General features: G+C 62.2%; 22 protein-coding genes. 14 read left to right on the plus strand and 8 right to left on the minus strand.

Annotation, left to right across the window (positions count from 1 at the left end):
- Positions 1–395 precede the first annotated feature (395 nt).
- The 11 genes from ACSFBL_RS20760 (at position 396) to ACSFBL_RS20810 (ending at position 10,074) form a co-directional block, all read left to right on the plus strand.
- Positions 396–1,820 carry a TolC family protein gene (locus ACSFBL_RS20760; RefSeq protein WP_435517703.1) on the plus strand — a complete coding sequence of 475 codons (1,425 nt, stop codon included), beginning with the start codon at positions 396–398 and terminating at the stop codon, positions 1,818–1,820.
- A 23-nt stretch (positions 1,821–1,843) separates the two neighbouring features.
- The gene (locus ACSFBL_RS20765) at positions 1,844–3,262 is read left to right on the plus strand and encodes a multicopper oxidase family protein (RefSeq protein ID WP_435517704.1); all 1,419 of its coding nucleotides are present in this window, start codon (positions 1,844–1,846) and stop codon (positions 3,260–3,262) included.
- 30 nt (positions 3,263–3,292) lie between these two features.
- Positions 3,293–3,811: a cupredoxin domain-containing protein gene (locus ACSFBL_RS20770; RefSeq protein WP_435517705.1), complete on the plus strand. Its 519-nt coding sequence runs from the start codon at positions 3,293–3,295 to the stop codon at positions 3,809–3,811.
- 46 nt (positions 3,812–3,857) lie between these two features.
- Complete coding sequence (locus tag ACSFBL_RS20775) at positions 3,858–4,208, plus strand: copper-binding protein (protein WP_435517706.1); 351 nt, start codon at positions 3,858–3,860, stop codon at positions 4,206–4,208.
- 85 nt (positions 4,209–4,293) lie between these two features.
- Positions 4,294–5,241 carry a methyltransferase, TIGR04325 family gene (locus ACSFBL_RS20780; protein WP_435517707.1) on the plus strand — a complete coding sequence of 316 codons (948 nt, stop codon included), beginning with the start codon at positions 4,294–4,296 and terminating at the stop codon, positions 5,239–5,241.
- 21 nt (positions 5,242–5,262) lie between these two features.
- Positions 5,263–5,517, plus strand: coding sequence for a heavy-metal-associated domain-containing protein (locus tag ACSFBL_RS20785; RefSeq protein ID WP_435517708.1), 255 nt, complete (start codon positions 5,263–5,265; stop codon positions 5,515–5,517).
- A gap of 153 nt (positions 5,518–5,670) precedes the next feature.
- Complete coding sequence (locus ACSFBL_RS20790; RefSeq protein WP_435517709.1) at positions 5,671–6,135, plus strand: hypothetical protein; 465 nt, start codon at positions 5,671–5,673, stop codon at positions 6,133–6,135.
- A 24-nt stretch (positions 6,136–6,159) separates the two neighbouring features.
- On the plus strand, positions 6,160–6,402 hold the full coding sequence (locus ACSFBL_RS20795) for a DUF2933 domain-containing protein (RefSeq protein WP_435517710.1): 243 nt from the start codon (positions 6,160–6,162) through the stop codon (positions 6,400–6,402).
- Positions 6,383–7,036, plus strand: coding sequence for a methyltransferase family protein (locus ACSFBL_RS20800; RefSeq protein WP_435517711.1), 654 nt, complete (start codon positions 6,383–6,385; stop codon positions 7,034–7,036). Before ACSFBL_RS20795 ends, ACSFBL_RS20800 begins: the two co-directional genes overlap by 20 nt.
- Before the next feature lie 411 nt (positions 7,037–7,447).
- A complete protein-coding gene (locus ACSFBL_RS20805; protein WP_435517758.1) occupies positions 7,448–9,661 on the plus strand; it encodes a copper-transporting P-type ATPase in 2,214 nt (737 codons plus the stop codon).
- 2 nt (positions 9,662–9,663) lie between these two features.
- A complete protein-coding gene (locus tag ACSFBL_RS20810; protein ID WP_435517712.1) occupies positions 9,664–10,074 on the plus strand; it encodes a hypothetical protein in 411 nt (136 codons plus the stop codon).
- A 97-nt stretch (positions 10,075–10,171) separates the two neighbouring features.
- Here ACSFBL_RS20810 and ACSFBL_RS20815 read toward each other — a convergent pair whose 3' ends face one another.
- The 8 genes from ACSFBL_RS20815 to ACSFBL_RS20850 form a co-directional block, all read right to left on the minus strand.
- On the minus strand, positions 10,172–10,522 hold the full coding sequence (locus tag ACSFBL_RS20815) for a copper-binding protein (protein WP_435517713.1): 351 nt from the start codon (positions 10,520–10,522) through the stop codon (positions 10,172–10,174).
- Positions 10,519–10,989 (minus strand): DUF411 domain-containing protein, encoded by a 471-nt coding sequence (locus tag ACSFBL_RS20820; RefSeq protein ID WP_435517714.1) that lies wholly within the window; start codon positions 10,987–10,989, stop codon positions 10,519–10,521. Before ACSFBL_RS20820 ends, ACSFBL_RS20815 begins: the two co-directional genes overlap by 4 nt.
- Before the next feature lie 45 nt (positions 10,990–11,034).
- The gene (locus ACSFBL_RS20825; RefSeq protein WP_435517715.1) at positions 11,035–14,199 is read right to left on the minus strand and encodes an efflux RND transporter permease subunit; all 3,165 of its coding nucleotides are present in this window, start codon (positions 14,197–14,199) and stop codon (positions 11,035–11,037) included.
- Positions 14,196–15,713 (minus strand): efflux RND transporter periplasmic adaptor subunit, encoded by a 1,518-nt coding sequence (locus ACSFBL_RS20830; protein WP_435517716.1) that lies wholly within the window; start codon positions 15,711–15,713, stop codon positions 14,196–14,198. Before ACSFBL_RS20830 ends, ACSFBL_RS20825 begins: the two co-directional genes overlap by 4 nt.
- A complete protein-coding gene (locus ACSFBL_RS20835; protein WP_435517717.1) occupies positions 15,710–16,942 on the minus strand; it encodes a TolC family protein in 1,233 nt (410 codons plus the stop codon). The genes ACSFBL_RS20830 and ACSFBL_RS20835 overlap by 4 nt, the downstream gene beginning before the upstream one ends.
- Positions 16,943–17,018: 76 nt before the next feature.
- On the minus strand, positions 17,019–17,375 hold the full coding sequence (locus ACSFBL_RS20840; protein ID WP_435517718.1) for a hypothetical protein: 357 nt from the start codon (positions 17,373–17,375) through the stop codon (positions 17,019–17,021).
- A 78-nt stretch (positions 17,376–17,453) separates the two neighbouring features.
- Positions 17,454–18,668, minus strand: coding sequence for an MFS transporter (locus ACSFBL_RS20845; RefSeq protein ID WP_435517719.1), 1,215 nt, complete (start codon positions 18,666–18,668; stop codon positions 17,454–17,456).
- Between the two features lie 183 nt (positions 18,669–18,851).
- Positions 18,852–19,127: a metal/formaldehyde-sensitive transcriptional repressor gene (locus ACSFBL_RS20850; RefSeq protein WP_435517720.1), complete on the minus strand. Its 276-nt coding sequence runs from the start codon at positions 19,125–19,127 to the stop codon at positions 18,852–18,854.
- Positions 19,128–19,175: 48 nt separating this feature from the next.
- Here ACSFBL_RS20850 and dmeF point away from each other — a divergent pair, with 48 nt between their 5' ends.
- From dmeF to ACSFBL_RS20865, 3 genes are all read left to right on the plus strand, one after another.
- The gene (gene dmeF / locus ACSFBL_RS20855; protein WP_435517759.1) at positions 19,176–20,159 is read left to right on the plus strand and encodes a CDF family Co(II)/Ni(II) efflux transporter DmeF; all 984 of its coding nucleotides are present in this window, start codon (positions 19,176–19,178) and stop codon (positions 20,157–20,159) included.
- Positions 20,160–20,332: 173 nt separating this feature from the next.
- On the plus strand, positions 20,333–20,794 hold the full coding sequence (locus ACSFBL_RS20860; protein WP_435517721.1) for a DMT family transporter: 462 nt from the start codon (positions 20,333–20,335) through the stop codon (positions 20,792–20,794).
- A complete protein-coding gene (locus ACSFBL_RS20865; RefSeq protein WP_435517760.1) occupies positions 20,755–21,699 on the plus strand; it encodes a DMT family transporter in 945 nt (314 codons plus the stop codon). The genes ACSFBL_RS20860 and ACSFBL_RS20865 overlap by 40 nt, the downstream gene beginning before the upstream one ends.
- Positions 21,700–21,766 lie beyond the last annotated feature (67 nt).

Here is a 21,766-nt window from a genome sequence, read left to right on the forward strand (position 1 = left end):
TATCGCTCGTTGTCGCACGGCCGCCGGCCGCTGCTGGCACTTCGTTCATGAACACGCGAGGATTCCATGTTCACTCTTTCGCCAGCCCGATGGCTGGCTACGTTGCCAGCTCTCATGGCCTTGGAAGCGGCCGCCCAGACGGGCGGCGAGGTCAAATCGCAAGTCGAGGCTGTCCCGGCACTTACGTACCAATCGGCGACGGAGGGCTACAAGCCCTTCACAGATGGCGCCTCTGTTTCGTGGCGCCAGGCAAACGAAACGGTCCACCAAAGAGGAGGCTGGCAGGCATACGCCAAGGAAGCATCGGGAGACGCTGAGGGCGAGCGTTCGCCGTCGGACGCCCATGGGGCCCACTCCACTCGCACGGCTCCTGCGGCGCCCGCGAAGGAGAAGCCATGAGACGCGCGCTTCGCCTGCTAGCGGCTGTGGTCGGGGTGGCTCTCGCCGGCTGTGCATCGCTCGGAATCGATGACGCGCTCAAATCAACCAACACTTCGGCTTCGCAGTTTACCGGCGGGAATCTGGAGCTCAGTCGTACCGACGAGCAACAAAAGGCCCGTGCAGAACGCTCGCAAGAGCTGCTGAGCAAGCCCTTGTCTCAGGACGATGCGGTACGCCTCGCGCTGGCAAATAGCCCTACTGTCCAAGCATTGGTCGCGCAGAGTTGGGCCGATATCTCAGCAGCCAATCAAGCAGGCCGCCTTCCCAACCCGGTCTTCACCTTCGAACGATTTCGTCTTGGTGATGAGCTCGAAATTGGTCGTCTGCTGTCGTTTGGGCTAGTGGATTTACTGCTTCTACCGAAGCGCGTGTCGATTGCCGAGAGTCTGGCTGCTCAGGCGCAAGTACAGCTGACCGGCGCGGTCGTCGACCAAGTTACGCAGGTGCGCCAGGCCTGGGTCAGGGCGGTTGCGGCTCAGCAGTCCCTTAAGTACGCGGAGCAGGTCAAGGAATCTGCTGAAGCCAGTGCCGAGCTCGCACGCCGGATGCAAGAGGTTGGCAACTTCAGCAAGCTGCAGCGAGCGCGTCAACAGGTCTTCTATGCCGATGCGACTGCCCAACTGGCTTCGGCGCGCCATGCCACCACCGCTGCCCGCGAAGAGCTCACGAGGGTGCTGGGCTTGACAGATGCTCAGGCAGCTCAGTTGAAGCTGCCGGAGCGCCTGCCGGACCTCCCCAAGGCTCCTCGCGAAGCCAGGCAGGTCGCGTCTGCCGCCGGGGAGCAGCGACTAGACATTCAACAGGCCAAAGCCCAACTGGAAGTTGCTGGCAAGTCGCAGGGCATCAACTTGCTATCGACCTTCATCGATGTGGAGGCAGGCTATCGGCACGACACCGTCTTCGACAACGCCGGCGGCGGTAGCGCTACACGGCGAGGCTGGGAGTTCGATATTCAGTTGCCGCTGTTCGACTGGGGAACAGCTCGCCGGGACGCACTGAACGCGCAAGCCCTCGCTGCCGCCAACCGATACGACGCAGCGGTGCGCGGTGCTACGTCGCAGCTTCGCGAGAACTATTCGGCCTATCGAACAGCGTACGACATCGCGCGCCACTACCGCGACGAAATCGTGCCTCTCAGGCAGACGATGGCTGAAGAAAACGTCCTTCGATACAACGGCATGCTCATCGGTGTCTTCGAGCTCCTCGCGGAGGCACGCGACCAGATTGCAAGCGTGACAAGCGCCATCAACGCCCAGCAGCAGTTCTGGCTCGCCGATGCTTCTCTCGAGGCCGCGGTCATTGGAAGGCCCATCGCCGCCGTGACCTCTGTCTCCGCTTCTAGCCCAGCCTCAACCCCGGGCGCGGGTGCCGCTCACTGAGCCCCTCAATCAATCCGATTCAGATGACAAACAGACGAAATTTTCTAGGCGGTACGGGCGCAATCACGGGGGCACTCGCCGCCGCTTCGGTTAGCAAGGTCGCCATGGCGGCCTTGCCGGAGCCAGTGCTGCAAACGAAGCCTGACACCATGCCGCCGCTCGCACCGTCGACAGGGCGGCCCTACAACCCTGTAGTGACCCTCAACGGATGGTCGCTTCCTTGGCGCATGAATAGCGGCGTGAAGGAGTTTCACCTGGTCGCAGAGCCGGTGGTTCGCGAGATGGCGCCGGGCTTCAAAGCACACCTTTGGGGCTACAACGGCCAGTCCCCGGGGCCGACCATCGAGGTGGTCGAGGGCGACCGGGTGCGCATCTTCGTCTCCAACAAGCTGCCTGAGCACACCAGCATTCATTGGCATGGCCAGCGCCTGCCCAATGGAATGGACGGCGTCACCGGCCTTACACAGCCGGGGATTCAACCTGGCAAGACGTTCGTCTATGAGTTCGTAGCGAAGCGGCCGGGGACGTTCATGTACCACCCGCATGCCGACGAGATGGTCCAGATGGCGATGGGGATGATGGGATTTTGGGTTACCCACCCAAGGGAGCGGCACCCGCTCATCGAAGAGGTCGACCGTGACTTCGTCTTTCTGCTCAATGCCTACGACATTGAGCCTGGTAGCGCGACGCCCAAAGTCATGACCATGCTCGACTTCAATCTATGGTCATGGAATAGCCGCATCTTTCCGGGCATCGACTCGCTCAACGTCCGACAGAACGACAAGGTTCGCATCCGCTTTGGCAATCTCACGATGACGAACCACCCGATGCATCTGCACGGGCATGAGTTTCTTGTCACGGGCACCGATGGCGGGCCCACGCCAAAGAGCACTCGCTGGCCCGAAGTCACGACCGATGTGGCGGTTGGCCAGATGCGCCAAATCGAGTTCTTGGCAGACGAGGAAGGTGACTGGGCGTTCCATTGCCACAAGAGCCATCACACCATGAACGCGATGGGTCACGACGTGCCCACCATGATTGGCGTCGACCACAAGGACGTAGTCAAGAAGATTACGAAGCTCGTCCCTGACTACATGGTCATGGGGGAGCGCGGCATGGCCGACATGGGAGAGATGGAAATGCCTATTCCGGACAACACCGCCCGAATGATGACCGGTGAAGGCCCGTTCGGTTCAGTGGAAATGGGCGGCATGTTCAGCGTCATCAAAGTGCGCAAGGGACAGAAGCCCGGCGACTACTCAAACCCCGGCTGGTTCAAACATCCGCAGCGGACGGTCGCCTATGAGTTCACCGGTGCACCGCCCGCACCGGCCCGCGCCAGCGACGCTGGCGAGAGCTCCATGCCGGCGCAACACATGCCCGCCAAAAACATCGAAGTTCAAGTTCGAAAACCCGCTGGTGGTGGCCATACCGGCCACTGACCTTCTCTCAACTCAAGCAAAGGAAATCCTATGAAAACCCACTTTCGCAATGCCGCGCTTGCGGTCCTGGCGACTGCTTTCGCGGCTGTCGCCGCCGCGTCTGGCAACCACGCTGGCGGTCATGGCCACGATTCATCCGAGGCCATCGGCAAGCCTGGGGATGTCGCCAAGGTCGTGCGCACAGTCAACGTCGATATGACCGACAGCATGCGGTTCGACCCCTCAAGTCTGGCCGTCAAGCAGGGCGAGACCATTCGATTCGTCGTCAGCAACTCTGGAAAGCTCAAGCATGAGTTGGTCCTCGGCACGGAGAAGGAGCTGAAGGAGCACTACGAGGCGATGAAGAAGAACCCGGAGATGGAACACGCTGACCCGCACATGGTGACGCTTGCCCCGGGCAAGACTGGCGAAATCGTTTGGCAGTTCACCAAGGCGGGGAAGGTGGACTTCGCTTGCCTCCAGCCCGGGCACTACGACGCTGGAATGAAGGGGGCCGTGAATGTCGACAAGGCAGTCGCTTCCTCGAAGCAACACCAGACGCAGCACTAGGCACGACGCCGCCGGCGCCTCACCATTACATCACAAAGGAACTCTCATGTTCAAAATCTCAATGACTCTGGGCATCCTCATCTCCGCGCTGGCACTCCCTGGTCTGGCAACCGCACAGACAAGCAGCGGGGCATCTGCATCGACTTCAAGCGCAAGCACCTCAGACGCATCGGCCGAGCTCACACAAGGCGAGGTCCGCAAGGTGGACAAGGAGGGCAAGAAGCTCACGATTAAGCACGGCCCCCTGAAGACCCTCGACATGCCCGGTATGACCATGGTGTTCCAGGTGAAGGACGAGACGGTCTTGGACAAGGTCCAAGTCGGCGAAAAGGTTCAGTTCCTGGCCGAAAAGATTGACGGCAAGTTCACCGTCACCAGGCTGGAACCCCTGCGCTAGCCAAGTGCATGCGCCGCCGGACGGAGGCGGACGCACCTCCTCACTACGGAGACAACCCTGCTTGCACGATGGCAAGGAGAGAACGATGAGATATGCGAACACAGCGCAGATGGTCCGCGAGTTCTTGGAAGGCCCCCTCACTCGACCAGGCTTGATGCATTGGAGGCGGCAACACTTCCTGTCCGCGGATGGAGCATCTTTCTATTTCGGAGTCTTCGACAGTTTCGCCAGCGCGCGACGCTGGTTGCCGCCGAGCCCGGAGTTCAACGCAGACGCATTGCAGAAGGAATATGTCGAAGTCCGCACTCGAAGAATCTTCGCGTACGACTACCCCGTGATGTGGTGGCTCTCAGCCGCGTTTCGGGATGGCGCTCAGAGCATCTTGGACATCGGGGGGTCTGTGGGCGTGCACTATTACGCCTACCTTCCGTTCGTCGACATGCCGGAGACGCTTAGCTGGAACGTCGTCGAGGTTCCATCAGTCGTAGCCATCGGCAGAACGTTGGCGGCAGTGCGTAAGGCTCCTGCACTCGAGTTCTCGCCAAACTTGACTGAGAGCGTGTCTCGCGTCCGCGCCGACGTGTTGCTTTCCGCCGGAGCACTTCAGTATGTGGACAACGGCGGACCGGCCAATCTTATCGAACGAATGGCGCGAAGGCCCTTGCGGGTCCTCCTCAATAAGCTGCCTCTTTACGATGGCGAGGACTTCGTCACCACCCAGAACTTGGGTAGCGGCTGCTTCGCTCCGGTGCGCGTCTTCAACCGTCGAAATTTCATCAGTTCTATCGAGGCACAGGGGTACGTTCTGAGAGATGAGTGGTCAGTTCATGAGCGCGCCTTGTACTTGCCTGGCTTCCCGGAGCGCTCGTTCTCGTACTTTACTGGGTTGTACTTCTGCGCCGAAGAAAGACCTGGGCATGGTTGTGAAGTCGATGACGAGGCGCGTGGCCCGTCTCAGGTGACCTCAGAAGTAGGGGTACTGGCAAGCGCCTTGACATTGCCATCATGGGAGGGGCGACATTCGACTCATTGAAAAGACTTTGAGAGCAAAACCATGATTACCTTTGAAGTCAACGACATGACCTGCGGTCACTGCGTGAGCACCATCAGCAAGGCGGTCAACAGCGTCGACAAGGACGCCAAGGTCCAAATCGATTTGGGAGTACACCGCGTCCAGATTGAGCCGGCCGCTGCGACCGCTCAACAACTGAGGGACGCCATCAAAGACGCGGGCTACAGCCCAGTGGCCATCGAGGGCACCGCGCCTATCTCCGCGACGACGAAACGAAGCGGCTGCTGCTGCGCATAGGCCGGTCCGCTTGGAAGACCCGTCTTAGTTTGTGAAATTGAGCGGGGGGTATTCGCCTGCGTTGATGTGCATCAACGGCCAGAGCGGTCCTTGCGAGCATCGTGTGGTTGTAGAGCGCTGGCCCAGCGCTCACATGCAAAAAGGTGAAGTACTATGAAACTCGTCAGCATTTTGGGCGCGGCCGCAGCGGTCACGCTTGCGAGCTGCTCCGCCTTTCCCGGCTCGGCTGCCAAGCAGCCCGAAGAGCACGAGGCACATCACCCGGCGGCTGAAACTGCGCCGAAGGTCGACCCGGCAAAGCTCGACCAGCAGATGCAGGCGATGCAGGCGATGCATCAAAAGATGATGGCAGCCAACACGCCCGCGGAGCGTACCGCCCTGATGAAGGACCATATGAAAGTCATGCAGGACGGCATGGCGATGATGGGACAGATGGGTGCTGGTACGCCAATGATGGGCCAAAAGGGTGGAGCCACGCCGATGCAGGGTGGTGGGATGTCCGCTATGCCCGGCGGCTCGCCGATGCAGACAGACATGATGCAGCGCATGGACATGATGGAAATGATGATGCAGATGATGGTCGACCGCGAGGCGGCAATGCCTCCTGCTGCAAAGTAGTCACGATTCCAGGGGAGCAATCAAATGAACACGCAAGACGACGAAAGAAGTTTCTGGCGCTCACCTGGCGGAATCGGATTGCTTATCGTTGCCCTCGTCGGCGGCTTCTTTCTGCTTACCGAGCACAGGGCGCACTTGCTGGGATGGCTTCCATTCATTCTCATTTTGGCCTGTCCGCTGATGCATGTTTTCATGCACCACGGGCACGGTGGAAAGCATTCCGGGCACGGCCCGTCGGGAGGCGACCATGAACAACACAAGCAATGACTACGGCCTGTGGAGCCTGGTCGTCCTGAACTCCGTCATCTTCGTCGGGTTCGCATACAGCTTTTTCAAGCCATCGACCCTGCGGGACTGGAGGAGCTTTGGCGCCTACTCCGCGTTTATCGTCGCCTTGTTCGCGGAGATGTACGGCTTCCCCCTCACGATATTTCTGTTGTCAGGCTGGCTCGGCGCCAAGTTTCCGGGTGTCAACCTGTTTGGGCACGACGCCGGGCACCTGTGGTGGCTGTTTACGGGCCAGCACGGAAATCCGCACGCTGGGGTCCTGCACATCCTGAGCTTTGTTGCCATCTTTGTCGGCTTCATGCTGTTGTCGAAGGCATGGCATGTCCTGTATCAGGCGCAGCGGCGGCACGAGCTCGCTACAGCCGGTCCATACCGCAGCATTCGGCATCCGCAGTACGTCGCGTTCGTGCTCATCATGTTCGGATTCCTGATTCAGTGGCCGACGTTGCTGACCCTTGCGATGTTCCCGGTGCTGCTCTTCATGTACGTCCGCCTCGCCATTTCCGAGGAACACGATTCAGAGCGCGAGTTTGGGGAGGCTTGGCGCGCATACGCGGCTGAGACGCCTCGCTTCATTCCCACCTGGGGTGGTGGCCGTCGTCGGCATGCCTAGTGCAGCGACGCTCATCAAGGGCGCCGAGCTGATATCGGGGGGTGGCGCGGTCGTGCTTGGGGTGGGGCTGGGATTGCTCGCTCCCGTGCTGCTCCGGCGGTACGCCCTACCGTTTCTCGTTGTCGGCGTGCTTTTGCATGGGGTGGGAATGACGCTCAAGTACCGACTGGAGGCGGGCGGCAGGAAGACGCCAGGTTGGGTGCGCGCCCTGTTCTGGATGTGTTGGGCCGCCCTGCTGGCAACGCTCGCTTGGGTGTTGTATCTCATCCTTGCGCCGACTTGGAGTTGAAGCAAGCGAAAGATGCGAGCTTGACCTTCCACCCATGGGAGGGTACAGACTGCGAAGTCACCACAGGGCGAAAGAAAATTCCAATGGTCTCCGAAACCTCGTCCAAGCTTCACGCGCACGGAATGCACGAGCCTGCGGCTCCGCACGGTCACCATGACCATGCAGCACATGCTGGCCACTTGCCTTCGTCGACGGTGACCGCGTCAAAGCCGGACGGAACGGACATTGAGTACACATGCCCTATGCACCCGCAGGTGCGGCAGATGGGACCTGGGAACTGCCCCATCTGCGGCATGACACTCGAGCCGGTCTTGGCGACGGCGCAAACGGGTGATAGCCCAGAGCTACGCGACATGAGTCGCCGTTTTTGGGTTGGGCTGGCCCTGACGGTGCCGGTCTTTGCGTTGGAGATGGGCGGGCACTTGTTCGATATCCATCACCTCATAGGGCAGCAGGTTTCGAACTGGATTCAGCTTGTTTTTGGAACACCTGTCGTCCTCTGGGCCGGCTGGCCCTTCTTCGTGCGGGCATGGGCTTCGGTCAAGAACCGCAGCTTGAACATGTTCAGCCTCATAGCGCTCGGCACCGGTATGGCGTGGGTCTACAGCATCGTGGGCACCGTGGCCCCCCAGGCCTACCCGGCTGAGCTTCGGAGCCAGGACGGCGCGGTTGCCATCTACTTCGAAGCCGCGGCCGTCATCACAGTGTTGGTCCTTTTGGGCCAGGTACTGGAGCTCCGCGCCCGCGAAAAAACGTCTGGCGCCATTCGAGCTCTTCTTGACCTCGCACCCAAGACGGCGGTGCGGGTGGCTGCGAGCGGAGCGGATGAGACGGTCGAAATCGACACCATCGTTGTCGGGGAACTGTTGCGTGTTCGGCCGGGCGAGAAAGTGCCAGTCGACGGCGAGGTCACTGAAGGCAAGGGGACAGTCGACGAGTCGATGGTGTCTGGTGAGCCCATGCCAGTGGCCAAGGCGACTGGCTCCAAGGTGACTGCGGGGACCTTGAACCAGACCGGTGGCTTCGTTATGCGCGCCGAGAAGGTGGGCGCGGATACGCTGCTGTCCCAAATCGTCCACATGGTCGCGGCGGCGCAGAGAAGCCGGGCTCCAATTCAGCGCATGGCCGACCAGGTCGCGGGCTGGTTCGTGCCTGTTGTCATCTTGGTCGCAGTGGTGACCTTCGCGGCATGGCTCGTGTGGGGGCCGCCTCCCGCATTTTCGTATGCGCTTATTACCGCAGTTGCGGTTCTCATCATCGCGTGTCCCTGCGCGCTTGGGCTTGCAACGCCTATGTCCATCATGGTGGGTGTGGGCAAGGGCGCCCAGCACGGCGTGCTGATTCGAGACGCCGAGGCTCTCGAGAGGATGGAGAAAATCGATACGCTCGTGGTCGACAAGACCGGTACGCTGACCGAGGGGCGGCCAAAGGTTGTGCACATCGAGCCGACCGCTGGCCTAACCGAAAACGATGTCCTTCAGAAGCTCGCCAGCGTCGAGCGTGCCAGCGAGCATCCGCTCGCAGCCGCCATCGTGGCGGCAGCCCAAGACCGGAACCTTCCGCTGCAGCCGGTCGTCGACTTCGACTCGCCTGTCGGCAAGGGTGTCGTGGGCGTGGTCGACGGTAAGAGAGTCGTGTGCGGAAGCGCCAAATTTCTGCAGGAACAGTCCATCAGCTCGGAGTTGCTGGCGTCCAAGGCAGAGGAACGCCGCGCCCAGTCGGCGACCGTCATCTTTGTTGGGATTGATGGACAGTTGGCGGGCTTCGTTGCCATCGCTGACCCCATCAAGGCGACCACGCGTGCGGCTCTCCAAGCGCTCAAAGAGGCCGGGGTCCGAATCGTGATGCTGACGGGCGATGGCCGGACGACTGCGGAAGCCGTTGGTCGTGAACTGGATATCCATGAAGTAATCGCCGAGGTGTTCCCTGAGGACAAGGCCAAAGTGGTTCAGCGCCTCAAGAGCGAAGGGCGCGTCGTGGCGATGGCGGGCGACGGAGTGAATGATGCCCCTGCGCTTGCAGCAGCAGAAGTCGGAATCGCAATGGGCACCGGGACGGACGTAGCCATGGAAAGCTCCGGCATTACCTTGCTCAAAGGTGACCTGATGGGGCTGGTGAAGGCGCGCCGCCTTTCGCGTTCGACCATGCGGAACATCCGGCAGAACCTGTTCCTCTCCTTTGCGTACAACGTTGCCGGGATACCTCTTGCCGCGGGCGTCCTGTACCCGTTCTTCGGATTGCTGCTGTCGCCGGTGGTGGCCGCAGCTGCGATGGCGCTTTCGTCGGTGAGCGTCATCGGCAATGCGCTGCGGCTGCGCAGTATCCGCCTGGACTGACCATGACGCGGCACCATTGGTCGCGATGGCTAATAGGCAGTTGCGGCGCATGGTTGTTAGGGCTTGGTGCCTCTTTCGTCTTTCTTCGGCCCCCGCTGTTGCCCGAGGACCTGCGGTATATCGGTGTCACGCTGGAAGCCCTACGGGCGGCTGCGCCTGGGCTTGAAGGTTGGCTCGCGAAGGTCTTTGTCGTCATGGGGGGCTTCATGGCCGGCGCCGGCGCGCTCACTCTGTACGTTGCGCTGTCGCAGCCGAAGCTCGGGCGGCTTGGCACGGTCAGTGTTTTGGCGTTCACGGGCCTCTTGACCGTCGGCCTCATGAGCGCCGTCAACTTCGCGCTGGGCTCGGACTACCGCTGGTTGCTAATGGCTCCGATGGTGGCATGGACCTTCGGCACTTGGCTTCACGTCTGACGGGGGACCAATTTTCAAGCGCTTCGCAGATAAGTGCCGGATGGTGCTAGCTGACCGGAAAAACAGCCATCTCAATTCGGACTTGGAAGTGGCGTGGTCAGCGTACTGACTCGATGTACGTCACCGTCGCTGCGCCGTTCTTGATTTCAGCGTTGAATCGCACCTTGTCGCCAGGCTTCAATCTGTCCAGCATCCGTTTGTCAGCCACAGCGAAACCCATGGTCATCGCTTCCATGCCGAGGTTGGGCAGGTCGCCGTGATTGATGACGACCTCGCTGTGCTCCTTGTCGACCCTTTCCACTTCGCCCACCGTGAGGGCCATCGCGGGACGAGTGCCGATGCTCCAAGCTTTGCGAGGGGCGGAAGTCGGACCTTTTGCTGTCTGTGCCTGCGCACCGGCGCACGCCATCAGCCAGAGCGCGACGATGATGCCTATGCGTTTCTTCATGGCTTCAACGATGACTGCTGAGCGGGATAGCTCGCGAACACGGTCTCGCGCCCTTTGCGGTCGACCAGAAGAACCTTGTACGGGTCCTTGCGTTCTCCGTATTCCATACCTGGCGAACCGATGGGCATCCCTGGCACAGCGAGCCCGACAGCCTGAGGCTTCGCGGCCAGCAGGCGCTTGACGTCAGCCGCGGGTACGTGACCTTCGAGGGCATAGCCGTCGACGACACCGGTGTGGCAGCTGGCCAGTCGTTCGGGGATGCCAAGGCGCTTGCGCACGCCTGCCGTGTCATCCGTTTCGGTAACTTCAACGGAAAATCCGGCCGCCTTCAGATGTTCGACCCAAGCGGAACAGCATTCGCAACCGGGATTCTTATAGACATGGACCTTCGAAGCCGCGGCCCGTGCAGAGAGCGTTTGCAGCAGCGGGAGCGCAGCGATAGCGCTGAGAAGCGAGCGTCTGTTCATGAATCTCACCTTTCTGGAGTTTGATGTTGGCTTGAGCGGGGCGATTCAAGCAGCCTCTGTTGCTGGAACAACGTGGTCCTCAAGACGTTGCTTGGGCCGGCGGCGGTGAAGCAGATACCAAGCCGCGGGAATGACCAGCATGCTCAGCAAAGGGGCGGTCACCATGCCGCCCACCATGGGTGCAGCAATTCGAGTCATGAGTTCCGAGCCAGTTCCGCTTCCCCACATGATGGGTAGCAAGCCTGCCATGACCACCGCCACCGTCATCGCCTTGGGACGGACGCGCAGGACCGCCCCTTCCCGGATGGCGGCAAGCAGTGTTTCGTCGTTCATCGGCGCCCCAGCCGCGATGTGTCGCGCTAGTGCATTCTTGAGGTAGATGAGCATCACGACGCCGAACTCCGCGGCTAGGCCGGCAAGCGCGATGAATCCGACCGCTGTGGCCACAGAGACGGAGTGCCCTATCGCCCAGACAAGCCAGAACCCACCGATGAGTGAGAAGGGAACGGCCGCCATCACCAAAGCAGCGTCCCCGACGGCCTTGAACAGTACGTACAGCAGCACGAAGATGACCGCTAAGGTAGCGGGAACGACGAGCTTGAGCCGCTGTGTGGCTCGCTCGAGATACTCGAACTGTCCGGACCAGGACACGGCGTAGCCGGTGGGCATCGTCACGGACTGCGCGACTGCAGCCTGCATGTCATTGACGACAGACCTTAGGTCTCGGCCTCGCACATCCACGTAGACCCAGCCGGAAAGGCGCGCGTTTTCGCTGCGCAGCATCGGTGGTCCCTCCTCGATGGTGACTTTCGCGACATCCTGAAGCAGAAGCTGCGCTCCCCTTTCGGTCATGAAGGGCAGTTCCCGCAGACGCTGCAAGGAATCACGCACCTCTCGGGGGTAGCGGACGTTGATGGGGTAGCGCTCGCGGCCTTGGATTACCTCGCCGACGTTGTCGCCACCGATAGCCGTCGACACGATGGCTTGCACGTCAGCCACCGAGAGGCCGTAGCGCGCCGCTGCGAGTCGGTCGACGTCGACATCGATATAGCGGCCTCCGGTGAGCCGCTCAGCGAGCGCCGAGGAGACGCCGGGTACACCTCTGACGGTCGCTTCAATCTGCGTCGAAAGCTTGTCGATTGTGGCCAAGTCAGCGCCGGCTACCTTTATTCCCACAGGGCTCTTGATGCCAGTCGCCAGCATGTCGATGCGGTTGCGAATAGGCGGAACCCAGACGTTGGTGAGGCCGGGCACCTTCACGACGCGGTCCAGCTCTTCGACCAGCTTGTCTGGGGTCATGCCCGTCCGCCACTCGCCGCGTGGCTTGAACTGGATGGTCGTTTCAAACATCTCGAGCGGTGCCGGGTCGGTAGCCGTATCGGCACGACCTGCTTTCCCGAAGACGCGTGCAACTTCGGGCACCGTCTTGATGAGCCGGTCCGTCTGCTGGAGGAGCTCGGACGCTTTGGAAACGGAGAGCCCGGGGAAGGCCGAAGGCATGTAGAGCAGGTCTCCCTCGTCCAGCGGTGGCATGAACTCGCCGCCCAGGCGCACCACCGGGATGACCGTGATGGCCAAGAGCACGCCGGCGACCACCAGCGTGGTCTTGGGAAAGCGAAGGACCGCCTCCAGCGCGGGCCGGTACGCCGCCATCAGCAAGCGGTTCACAGGGTTCGCCGCCTCGCGGGGGATGCGTCCGCGGATGAGGTATCCCATGAGCACCGGCACCAGCGTCACGGACAGGCCAGCCGCCGCAGCCATCGCATAGGTCTTTGTGAACGCCAGCGGTGAGAACAGCCGACCCTCCTGCGCTTCGAGGGAGAACACAGGCACGAAAGAGAGCGCGATGATGAGCAAAGAGAAGAACAGGGCGGGCCCGACCTCTGTCGATGCAGTGCCGACCAGCTCCCATCGCTCGGAGGACGTGGGGCTCCTGCCATGCTTCGTCTCGAAGGCCTCGAGGTGCTTGTGGACGTTCTCGACCATGACGATGGCTCCATCCACCATTGCGCCGATGCTGATGGCAATGCCGCCAAGCGACATGATGTTGGCGTTGACGCCTTGCCATTGCATGACGATGAAAGCCGCGAGCACGCCAATGGGAAGCGCGACCACCGCCACGAGGGCAGAGCGCATGTGAAATAAGAAGATGGCGCACACGACCGCCACGACTGCGAACTCTTCCAGCAGCTTGAAGCGCAGGTTTTCGACGGCACGGTCGACAAGGAGGGACCTGTCATAGGTCGGAACGACCTCGACGCCGGCCGGGAGGCTCGGCTTGAGCGTCTCAAGCTTCTCATTGACGGCCTGGATGGTGGTGCGCGCGTTTTTGCCCGAGCGCATGACAACCACGCCTCCAGTCACTTCCCCTTGACCATCGAGTTCGGCAATTCCGCGCCGCATTTCCGGGCCAATCTGGATGGTAGCGACATCGCGCAGTAGCACCGGCGTACTGCCCGTGACCGCAAGCGGAATCGTGCGGAAGTCATCCAGCGATTTGAGGTAGCCCCGCGAGCGCACCATGTACTCAGCCTCCGCGAGTTCCACGACGGACCCGCCTGAGGCCTGGTTGGCTTTCTGCAAGGCCGTCACGACGGTCGCCTGGGTGATGCCGAGCGCGCGCATGCGGTCGGGGTCGAGCACGACTTGGTACTGCCGGACCATGCCTCCGATGCTCGCGACCTCGGCCACGTCTGGGACGGTCTTCAGCTCGAACTTCAGGAACCAATCGTTCAGTGCACGCAGTTGGCTGATGTCTTGCTTGCCTGTGCGGTCCACGAGGGCATACTCGTAGACCCACCCGACGCCCGTTGCGTCGGGCCCCAGTGATGCGTTGGCACCTGCGGGGAGTTTGCTCTGCACTTGATTGAGGTACTCGACGACGCGGGAGCGCGCCCAGTACGGGTCCGTCTTGTCGTCGAAGAGCACGTAGACGAACGAGTCCCCGAAGAACGAGTAGCCGCGAACGGTCTTGGCCCCCGGCACGCTGAGCATCGTTGTCGTCAGCGGGTACGTCACCAAGTCCTCCACCACCTGTGGCGCCTTGCCGGGGAAGGGCGTTCGGATGATGACCTGCACGTCCGACAGGTCCGGCAGTGCGTCCACCGGAATGCGGGTCGCTGACCAGACGCCGGCAACCACGAGGAACAGCGTGGCGATGAGCACAAGGAGCCGATTGCCAATCGACCATCGAATGAGCGCGGCAATCATTGCTTCGTGCCCGGTTGTACGCGCTGCACCGAGAGGAGCTCATAGCCCATGGGCCCGCCCTCCTTGAACTCGAATCGAACTGTGTCACCTGGCTTCACATCCTCGAACGCATTGGCGCTCGGTTTCGAGAAGCCCATGGTCATGGCCGGCCACTTGAGCGAGGCCACGGGGCGATGGGAAATGGTGATGCCGTCGGGCTCGACGCTCTCGACCTTGCCTTCGCCCGCGTGGGTGACCGCTGCCTTCCCTACGGGCGAGGAGCCGGCGGGCACTGGCGTTGCGGAAGCGGCCGTCATGCTTCCCAGCACCGAGCGCAGTCGAGCCTCCGAGTCGATGAGGAATTGACCACTGGCGACCACCTGGTCGCCTTCCTTCAACCCCTGGACAACCTCGAGGTCGTCGCCCAGGTCCATGCCCAGCGATACATCGCGCGGCTCGAACGCGCCGGCGTCATTGCGGACGATGACGACCGCGCGCTTGCCAGTGCGGATGACCGCCTCGGCCGGGACGACCAGTCGGGTGCTCGTCGGTCCTGCGACTTGTAGGCGCAACAGCATCCCCGGCGTGAGCTTGCCTTCCTTGTTGTCGACCTCGAAGCGCGCCTTCAGGGTGCGCGTGTTCGAACTGACCTCTGGAAGGATTTCCTTGAGCTCGCCCTCGAACGTTTGAGAGGCGTCGGCTTGCAGCATTGCCTTGACCTTCTGACCGCGGGTCAAGCGCACCGCCTGAGCTTCAGGCACCTCGGCCACGGCCCAGACCTTTTCAAGCCCGGCGATGCGAAACAACGTCATGCCCGGAGTGACGGCAACGCCTTCGCGCACGCCGAGTTCGGCTACCACCCCGCTGACCGGTGCGCTCAGGCTGAAGCGCGCCTGTGCCGTCCCCGTCTCATCGCTCCGGCGGATGAGGTTCTCCGGAATCGACATGGCGCGCATCCGTTCGCGTGCCGCTGCAATGAGGTCGGGAGCGACGCCGGCCCGTTTGAGTGCAAGCAATTCGTTCTGCGGCCCGAGCCATTCCGGCGCGAAGATGGTCGCCAAGGGTTGGTCCTTGTGCACGCGTTCCATCGGAGCACGTACGGCCAGGCGTTCGACGTAGCCCGCGACCCGCGTCTGAACGGCTACGTTCAACCGCTCGTCGAACTGCACAGCACCGATGGCATCGAACGAGCTCGAGGTCTCCGCGCGTCGCACGGTGGCGTAGCGGATGCCCAGGTTCTGCTGCACCGAGGGGCTCACTTTGACGCCAGACGCGCCTGGGTCGCTGTCGGCGTAGACCGGCACGAGCTGCATATCCATGAAAGGCGACTTGCCCGGCTTGTCGAAGCGCGGGCCTGGGACCATCGGGTCGTGCCAGTACAGGACCTTGCGTCCGTCGGGTGACGAGGTGCCAGCGCCGGCGGCAGCTTGGGGGGGCGTTCCACCATTGCCAGCGTGTCGTCCCACGGAAAAGCCGCCGCCTGCGAGGACCGCGCTGCCGACAACGACGAGGGCGGCGAGTTGAGTGCGTTTCATTGGCCGGCTCCTTGCGCGAGAGGTTTGAATACAAGCTGTGCTTGCGTCTTGGCGAGGTCGCGTTGAAGCGTGAGGAGCTTTCGCTGGGTCTCCACTTCGGCGTGCCTCGCCTCGAAGACGGTCAGCAGAGTGCCCTGGTTCGAGCGGTACCCAGCAGTGGCTGCGGCAGTGCGCTGCAGGGCCGGGGTCACGACTCCTGCGCGATAGCGCTCGATGCGTTCGCGCAAACGTTGGGCGTCACTGGCTAACGCTCGATATTCGGCGGTGGCCGCGCGCGTGGCTTCTGCAAGCTCCGCCTCGGCTTTGTCGGCCAAGGCGAGCTTCGCTGCGGTCTCGCGGTCCTGGCGCTCGGACGGGGCGACCTGAAGCGGGATGCTCACGCCGAAAGTCGCCATGTCCGAATAGCCCGTGCGCTGCCCATATGAAACCTCCCAGGTCCAGTTCGGCTTGCGCTCCGAGGCTGCGACCGCGGCTGCTCGCGTGGCCACATCGATGTCGAACTGCTTTGCGAGAACGACTGGATTGGCCGCGACGTAGGCCTGCTCTGTCGGCAAGGGAACCGCGGCGATGGGCACCAATTCGTCGGCGTCGACACCGACCCAGCGCTGGAGCGTGACTTGAGCCGCGCTTTGCAGCTGACGAACCTCGGCCGACTCGTCTTCGGCCGAACCACGCGCACCGGCGAGGGCGAGCGCTTCTTGGCTGCTTCCGGCTGACGAAGCTAGTCGGGCGCGCGCTGCCTCGAACTCCTCATGAGCATGGTGCTCCATGAGCGTTGTGAGCTTCAAAGCCTCGCCCGCGTAGTAGGCGTCTAGGTAGGCGAGTGCCGTGTTCAGCCGAGTTTCGGCAACCGCAGCGCGCGTCTGGATGCCTTCTCTTGCGACCATCGCCTCGGCCGCCGCCCGGCGAGCATTTCGCTTTTCACTCGACAGCCATTCCTGGCTGATGCCGATGCGCTTCATCGTCATCGCGTCGCGTGTAGTGCTAAAGCGGTCCGGTCCCGTCACCGGCAGGTTTTCGATGCCAGTCCGAAGCGTGGGGTCCGGGAGCTGGCCCGCCGAGCGTGCGAGCTCGGACGCGCTCGAGACACCAGCGCGCGCTGCGCGAGCGGACTCGGAGCGTTGGACGGCTTGGTCGAGGGCAGCCTCGAGGGTGAGGGGCGCCGCGCCCACCAAAGAGGGCAGCAGTGCGGCGGCTAAGGCGGCCGCACGCAGGAAGGGGGGTTGCATGGAAGCTCCGAAGACAAATGGCAACACAGCTGGTGAGCGGGCAAGCCGCACCAGCGCCGTTTAGTCGACGGAGATTTCAGACTCGGAGTCTGAGCGTGGAGAGAAAGAGGGGGTCGGGGGGCGGTCTGAGCTCCGGGCTCGGGCCGACCGGAAAGGCCACCGCCAGTTGCGCCTCGAGCACAAGCGGGACAACCAACACCTGAATGACCGCTGGAAGCGACGGTGTGGCCAACTTGACCTGCTCGTACGACAGCTTCATGTCGGCAGCATGCTGATGACAAAGCACCGGCTGAACCGAATCCATTCCGTCGCAGGGTTCGCCTGCGACCATCATTTCCGTCATCGCGGCCGCGTCAGTCACCCCGGGGCAGAGGTAGCTGGCCAGCACCACCTGCGAGAACAGCAGCGATAGGACCACGGCGAACGTGGTCATGCAGCGATGGAAGTGGCGGCGGAACATAGCAGTCGAGAGTTTAGCGGTGGTGCCTTCGTTGCGCTGGACGTCCGCGAACTACCGTTCTCCTCTATGGGAGTGCCCCGAGCGCTGGCCGGGCTGCCGGCCCAAGACAAAAAGCGCTATCAAGCAAAACCCGGCGCCAGCATAGAAAGTCGATGCCGCTCCGAAAGCGTCCCAGATGAGGCCCGCAAATGTGCTTGCGACGAGCATGGCAAGGCCGCTGACCAAGTTAAACACGCCGTACGCGGTGCCGCGCAAATCCTCAGGTGCATTGTCGGCAACCATGGTGGCAAGCAGGCCTTGCGTCATGCCCATGTGGATGCCCCATAGAGCGACGCCGCCAAACAATGCAATCCAGTTCATGCCTGAGGCGAGAACGAGGTCCGCCGCGAGAAGCACGATGAGCCCAAAGCCCAAGAGCCGGCGGTGGTTCATCGCGTCGGCCAGTTTCCCAAACGGGTATGCAGATGCTGCGTAGACCATGCTCATCGCAACCATCACGAGGGGGACAAAGGCTGGAGGGATGCCGGTTTGCTGTGCCCTCAAGACGAGAAATGCCTCGCTGAATCTTGCCAGCGTTGAGGTGGCGCCGACTGCGACCACCCACCAGTAAGCCCGCGGAAGCCGACTGATGCTCTCTTGGCGAATAGGATTGGTTCTGGGCTGCGACTCGTCGCGCTTTGGCTCCCGCAGGCCAAACAACAGGAGCGCTACGGCGAGAAATGCGGGAATCGTCGCAACCCAGAACACGGCCCGAAAATCGCTGCTCCACAGCAGCATTAGGCCGACGGCAATCAGCGGGCCGACGAACGCGCCGACCGTATCGAGCGACTGCCTCAAGCCGAATGCGGCTCCGCGCACGTGCTTGGGGGTAAGGTCTGCCACCAGAGCATCTCGCGGCGCACCTCGAATTCCCTTGCCGACACGGTCCAGCAGGCGACCGGTGACGACTGCGCCAAAACTTGTAGCCATGGCAAAAAGCGGCTTGCTGACAGCCCCGAGCGCGTAGCCCGCAACGGCCAACCCCTTTCGCTTGCCGAGGTAGTCGCTCAAGGAGCCTGAAAAGACCTTGACTATGAGCGCGGTTGACTCAGCCAGTCCCTCAACGAGGCCGACAGCAAGGACGCTGGTGCCAAGCGACGTGACCATGAACATGGGAAGCAGGCTGTGAATCATCTCGGAGGAGATGTCCATCAGCATGCTGACAAAGCCAAGTACCCAGACGCCCGAGGGAATCTGCCGCGCTGTTGATGAAGCAGGCTGGCTCATGAAGAATTGTGGCTGGCGGCCGGCCAGTCACAGAGACCGCGTCGTCTTGGGAGCATCGAAGAAGCGGTGGATTTCCGGGCCACAAACGCCGCTGCTAGCGACCTTCCAAGTATTGGGGGTGTCGGCCTAGTGTGCGCAATCAATCCGTACGCCGCATCCGAAATCATCGTCCTATCACTTGAATCACTTGAGATAGGACCGCAAGGCGGCGACGACGACCTCAAGGTCTTCGGTTCGCTGCGCCTCGGTGGCTTCTTGCGCTCCGAGGTGCTCGCGGATGTGTCCTTCGAGGACTTCCGACATCAGACCATTTACGGCGCCCCGGATGGCGGCAATCTGCTGAAGGATTGCAAGGCACTCTGATTCTTCGCTTAGCGCCCGCTCGAGCGCTTCAGCCTGCCCCTTGATGCGGCGCACCCTGGCAAGGAGAGGCTTCTTTCCGTGAATCGTATGTCCCATGGGGGCATTCTAGGTGTCGATAAAATACTGGGGTACAGTATCTTTCCTATGTCGCAAACGATAGCTCACTCTCACGCGCCACCCGAAGGAACTTGGCGGCATTCGCATGTCTTCGACGAGGGGAACCCCCTTGCAGAGCGGAACACCCGCTGGGCGGTTGCCCTCACGGTAGCGATGATGGTCGTGGAGATAGCCGGCGGCTGGTACTTCAATTCCATGGCGCTCTTGGCCGATGGATGGCACATGAGCTCGCATGCGCTGGCACTTGGCCTATCCGTCGTAGCGTACGTCGCAGCCCGACGCTTTGCTCATGACGGCCGCTTCGCGTTCGGAACGTGGAAGATGGAGGTTCTCGGCGGATACACGAGTGCAATCCTCTTGATGCTCGTCGCAGGCTTGATGGCTTTCCAATCCGTCCACCGCCTGCTTTCCCCTGCCTCCATCCACTATGACGAAGCCCTTGCAGTCGGAGCGGTCGGCCTGCTGGTGAACTTGGCGTGCGCGTGGTTGCTCAGAGGCGCCCACGAACACGGGCATGGGCACCACGGTCACGACCACTCGGATGAAGGTCACGCGCACCACCACGACCTCAATCTTCGTGCGGCGTACGTGCATGTACTGGCAGACGCAGCAACTTCCGTGTTGGCGCTTGGCGCCCTGGCGGGCGGGAAGCTGTGGGGTGCCGCTTGGCTCGACCCAGCAGTGGGAATTGTTGGCGCAGTGGTCGTGGCGATGTGGGCTGTCGGCCTCCTGCGGGATTCCGGTCGGGTCCTTCTTGACGCTGAGATGAATGCGCCGGTGGTGGCCGAAATTAGGGAAGTCATCGACGCAAGCCCCGTGAAGGCCACCATCTGCGACCTGCACGTTTGGCGTGTCGGAAAGGGCAAATACGCTTGCATCATCTCGCTCGCCACGCGCGAGCTGGTCGAGCCCGACTACTTCAGACGCCAGCTTGGCATCCACGAAGAATTGGTCCACATCTCCGTTGAAGTGAATCGACTGCCTGGCCTTCATGCCATGAGTGCTGCATAGAGCCGAAATGAAGCCGGTGGCGGCTAACCAGCCGGGAGGCTGCCGGAGCCATGCTGCCTAAGGCTCCAAGCTCGTCGCGCCTGGTTCGTGCCTGGCCGTCCGCTTCACAGTCCGGGCCAAACCGACCGAGCAGCGGGCCGCAACTTGGCCTGAACAAGGGATACAAAGACGACATGAAGGCTCTCACCCATCGCGGCGTTCTTGCGGCAATCGGAGCGGCGGCGCTCTTCGGCGCCGGCACGCCGGTCGCCAAGCTGCTGCTCGCACATACGAGCCCCTGGTTGCTGGCAGGCATGCTTTACCTGGGTTCGGGAATAGGACTCTGGCTGTGGCGTCTGCTGTCTCGCGCGCCGCGAGTCCGACTCCAACGAGCCGAGGTCGGATGGCTAGCGGGCGCCGTCATCGCGGGGGGCATGCTCGGCCCCTTGCTGCTGATGACCGGACTGGGCGGAATGGCGGCAGCCGATGCCTCGCTGCTTCTGAATTCGGAGGGCGTCTTCACCGCACTCCTTGCTTGGTTCGTGTTCAAGGAGAACTTCGACCGGCGCATTGGGCTTGGAATGGTGGCCATCGTGGCAGGGGCGGCCGTTCTCAGCTGGCCGGGAGAGGAAGGCGTCGGTGCCCTGTGGGAATAGGACTCTGGCTGTGGCGTCTGCTGTCTCGCGCGCCGCGAGTCCGACTCCAACGAGCCGAGGTCGGATGGCTAGCGGGCGCCGTCATCGCGGGGGGCATGCTCGGCCCCTTGCTGCTGATGACCGGACTGGGCGGAATGGCGGCAGCCGATGCCTCGCTGCTTCTGAATTCGGAGGGCGTCTTCACCGCACTCCTTGCTTGGTTCGTGTTCAAGGAGAACTTCGACCGGCGCATTGGGCTTGGAATGGTGGCCATCGTGGCAGGGGCGGCCGTTCTCAGCTGGCCGGGAGAGGAAGGCGTCGGTGCCCTGTGGCCGTCGCTAGCGGTGCTGGGCGCATGCTTGGCCTGGGCGGTCGACAACAACCTCACCCGCAAGGTGTCGGTGGCCGACGCGTCATTCATCGCAATGACCAAGGGTCTGGCCGCCGGTGCGACGAACCTCGCACTGGCGGTCGCCACCGGCGCAGTCTGGCCGCCAGTCGTGGTGGTCGCAGGCGCCGGTCTGCTGGGCCTCCTAAGCTACGGCACGAGCCTGGTCCTATTCGTCGTCGCCCTGCGGCACTTGGGCACCGCGCGCACCGGCGCCTATTTTTCCGTTGCTCCGTTTTTTGGCGCGGTGCTGGCTATTGGCCTGCTTGGCGAGCCCCTGACGTTTCAACTGGTCCTCGCTGGCGTCTTAATGGCCATCGGCGTCTGGCTTCACCTGACGGAGCGCCACGGACATCGGCACGTGCACGAGCCGCTAGCGCATAGCCACGAGCATGACCATGACGAGCATCATCAGCATGTGCATACCGATGGCTCGTCCGCCGCGTCCAGGCACACCCACTGGCATCGCCATGAGCCCCTGGCCCACAGCCATGAGCACTACCCGGATACTCATCATCAGCACTCCCATCCGCATTGAGCGCTCCAGGCGCACCTGCGTAGCTGAGTGAGTTCAATGCGAGGCGGCTTTCCCATGGAAGTGGGCC

The sequence above is a fragment of the Variovorax glacialis genome (assembly GCF_051216375.1).
Taxonomy (GTDB): Bacteria; Pseudomonadota; Gammaproteobacteria; order Burkholderiales; family Burkholderiaceae_C; genus Variovorax.

Coding starts and splice junctions, on each gene's coding strand:
- ACSFBL_RS20775 (WP_435517706.1), top strand. CDS start 3,858: ATGTTCAAAATCTCAATGACTCTGGGCATCCTCATCTCCGCGCTGGCA.
- ACSFBL_RS20795 (WP_435517710.1), top strand. CDS start 6,160: ATGAACACGCAAGACGACGAAAGAAGTTTCTGGCGCTCACCTGGCGGA.
- dmeF (WP_435517759.1), top strand. CDS start 19,176: ATGTCGCAAACGATAGCTCACTCTCACGCGCCACCCGAAGGAACTTGG.
- ACSFBL_RS20765 (WP_435517704.1), top strand. CDS start 1,844: ATGACAAACAGACGAAATTTTCTAGGCGGTACGGGCGCAATCACGGGG.
- ACSFBL_RS20845 (WP_435517719.1), bottom strand. CDS start 18,668: ATGAGCCAGCCTGCTTCATCAACAGCGCGGCAGATTCCCTCGGGCGTC.
- ACSFBL_RS20790 (WP_435517709.1), top strand. CDS start 5,671: ATGAAACTCGTCAGCATTTTGGGCGCGGCCGCAGCGGTCACGCTTGCG.
- ACSFBL_RS20805 (WP_435517758.1), top strand. CDS start 7,448: ATGCACGAGCCTGCGGCTCCGCACGGTCACCATGACCATGCAGCACAT.
- ACSFBL_RS20860 (WP_435517721.1), top strand. CDS start 20,333: ATGAAGGCTCTCACCCATCGCGGCGTTCTTGCGGCAATCGGAGCGGCG.
- ACSFBL_RS20800 (WP_435517711.1), top strand. CDS start 6,383: ATGAACAACACAAGCAATGACTACGGCCTGTGGAGCCTGGTCGTCCTG.
- ACSFBL_RS20840 (WP_435517718.1), bottom strand. CDS start 17,375: ATGACCACGTTCGCCGTGGTCCTATCGCTGCTGTTCTCGCAGGTGGTG.
- ACSFBL_RS20830 (WP_435517716.1), bottom strand. CDS start 15,713: ATGAAACGCACTCAACTCGCCGCCCTCGTCGTTGTCGGCAGCGCGGTC.
- ACSFBL_RS20820 (WP_435517714.1), bottom strand. CDS start 10,989: ATGAACAGACGCTCGCTTCTCAGCGCTATCGCTGCGCTCCCGCTGCTG.
- ACSFBL_RS20760 (WP_435517703.1), top strand. CDS start 396: ATGAGACGCGCGCTTCGCCTGCTAGCGGCTGTGGTCGGGGTGGCTCTC.
- ACSFBL_RS20850 (WP_435517720.1), bottom strand. CDS start 19,127: ATGGGACATACGATTCACGGAAAGAAGCCTCTCCTTGCCAGGGTGCGC.
- ACSFBL_RS20835 (WP_435517717.1), bottom strand. CDS start 16,942: ATGCAACCCCCCTTCCTGCGTGCGGCCGCCTTAGCCGCCGCACTGCTG.
- ACSFBL_RS20810 (WP_435517712.1), top strand. CDS start 9,664: ATGACGCGGCACCATTGGTCGCGATGGCTAATAGGCAGTTGCGGCGCA.
- ACSFBL_RS20780 (WP_435517707.1), top strand. CDS start 4,294: ATGAGATATGCGAACACAGCGCAGATGGTCCGCGAGTTCTTGGAAGGC.
- ACSFBL_RS20785 (WP_435517708.1), top strand. CDS start 5,263: ATGATTACCTTTGAAGTCAACGACATGACCTGCGGTCACTGCGTGAGC.
- ACSFBL_RS20815 (WP_435517713.1), bottom strand. CDS start 10,522: ATGAAGAAACGCATAGGCATCATCGTCGCGCTCTGGCTGATGGCGTGC.
- ACSFBL_RS20770 (WP_435517705.1), top strand. CDS start 3,293: ATGAAAACCCACTTTCGCAATGCCGCGCTTGCGGTCCTGGCGACTGCT.
- ACSFBL_RS20825 (WP_435517715.1), bottom strand. CDS start 14,199: ATGATTGCCGCGCTCATTCGATGGTCGATTGGCAATCGGCTCCTTGTG.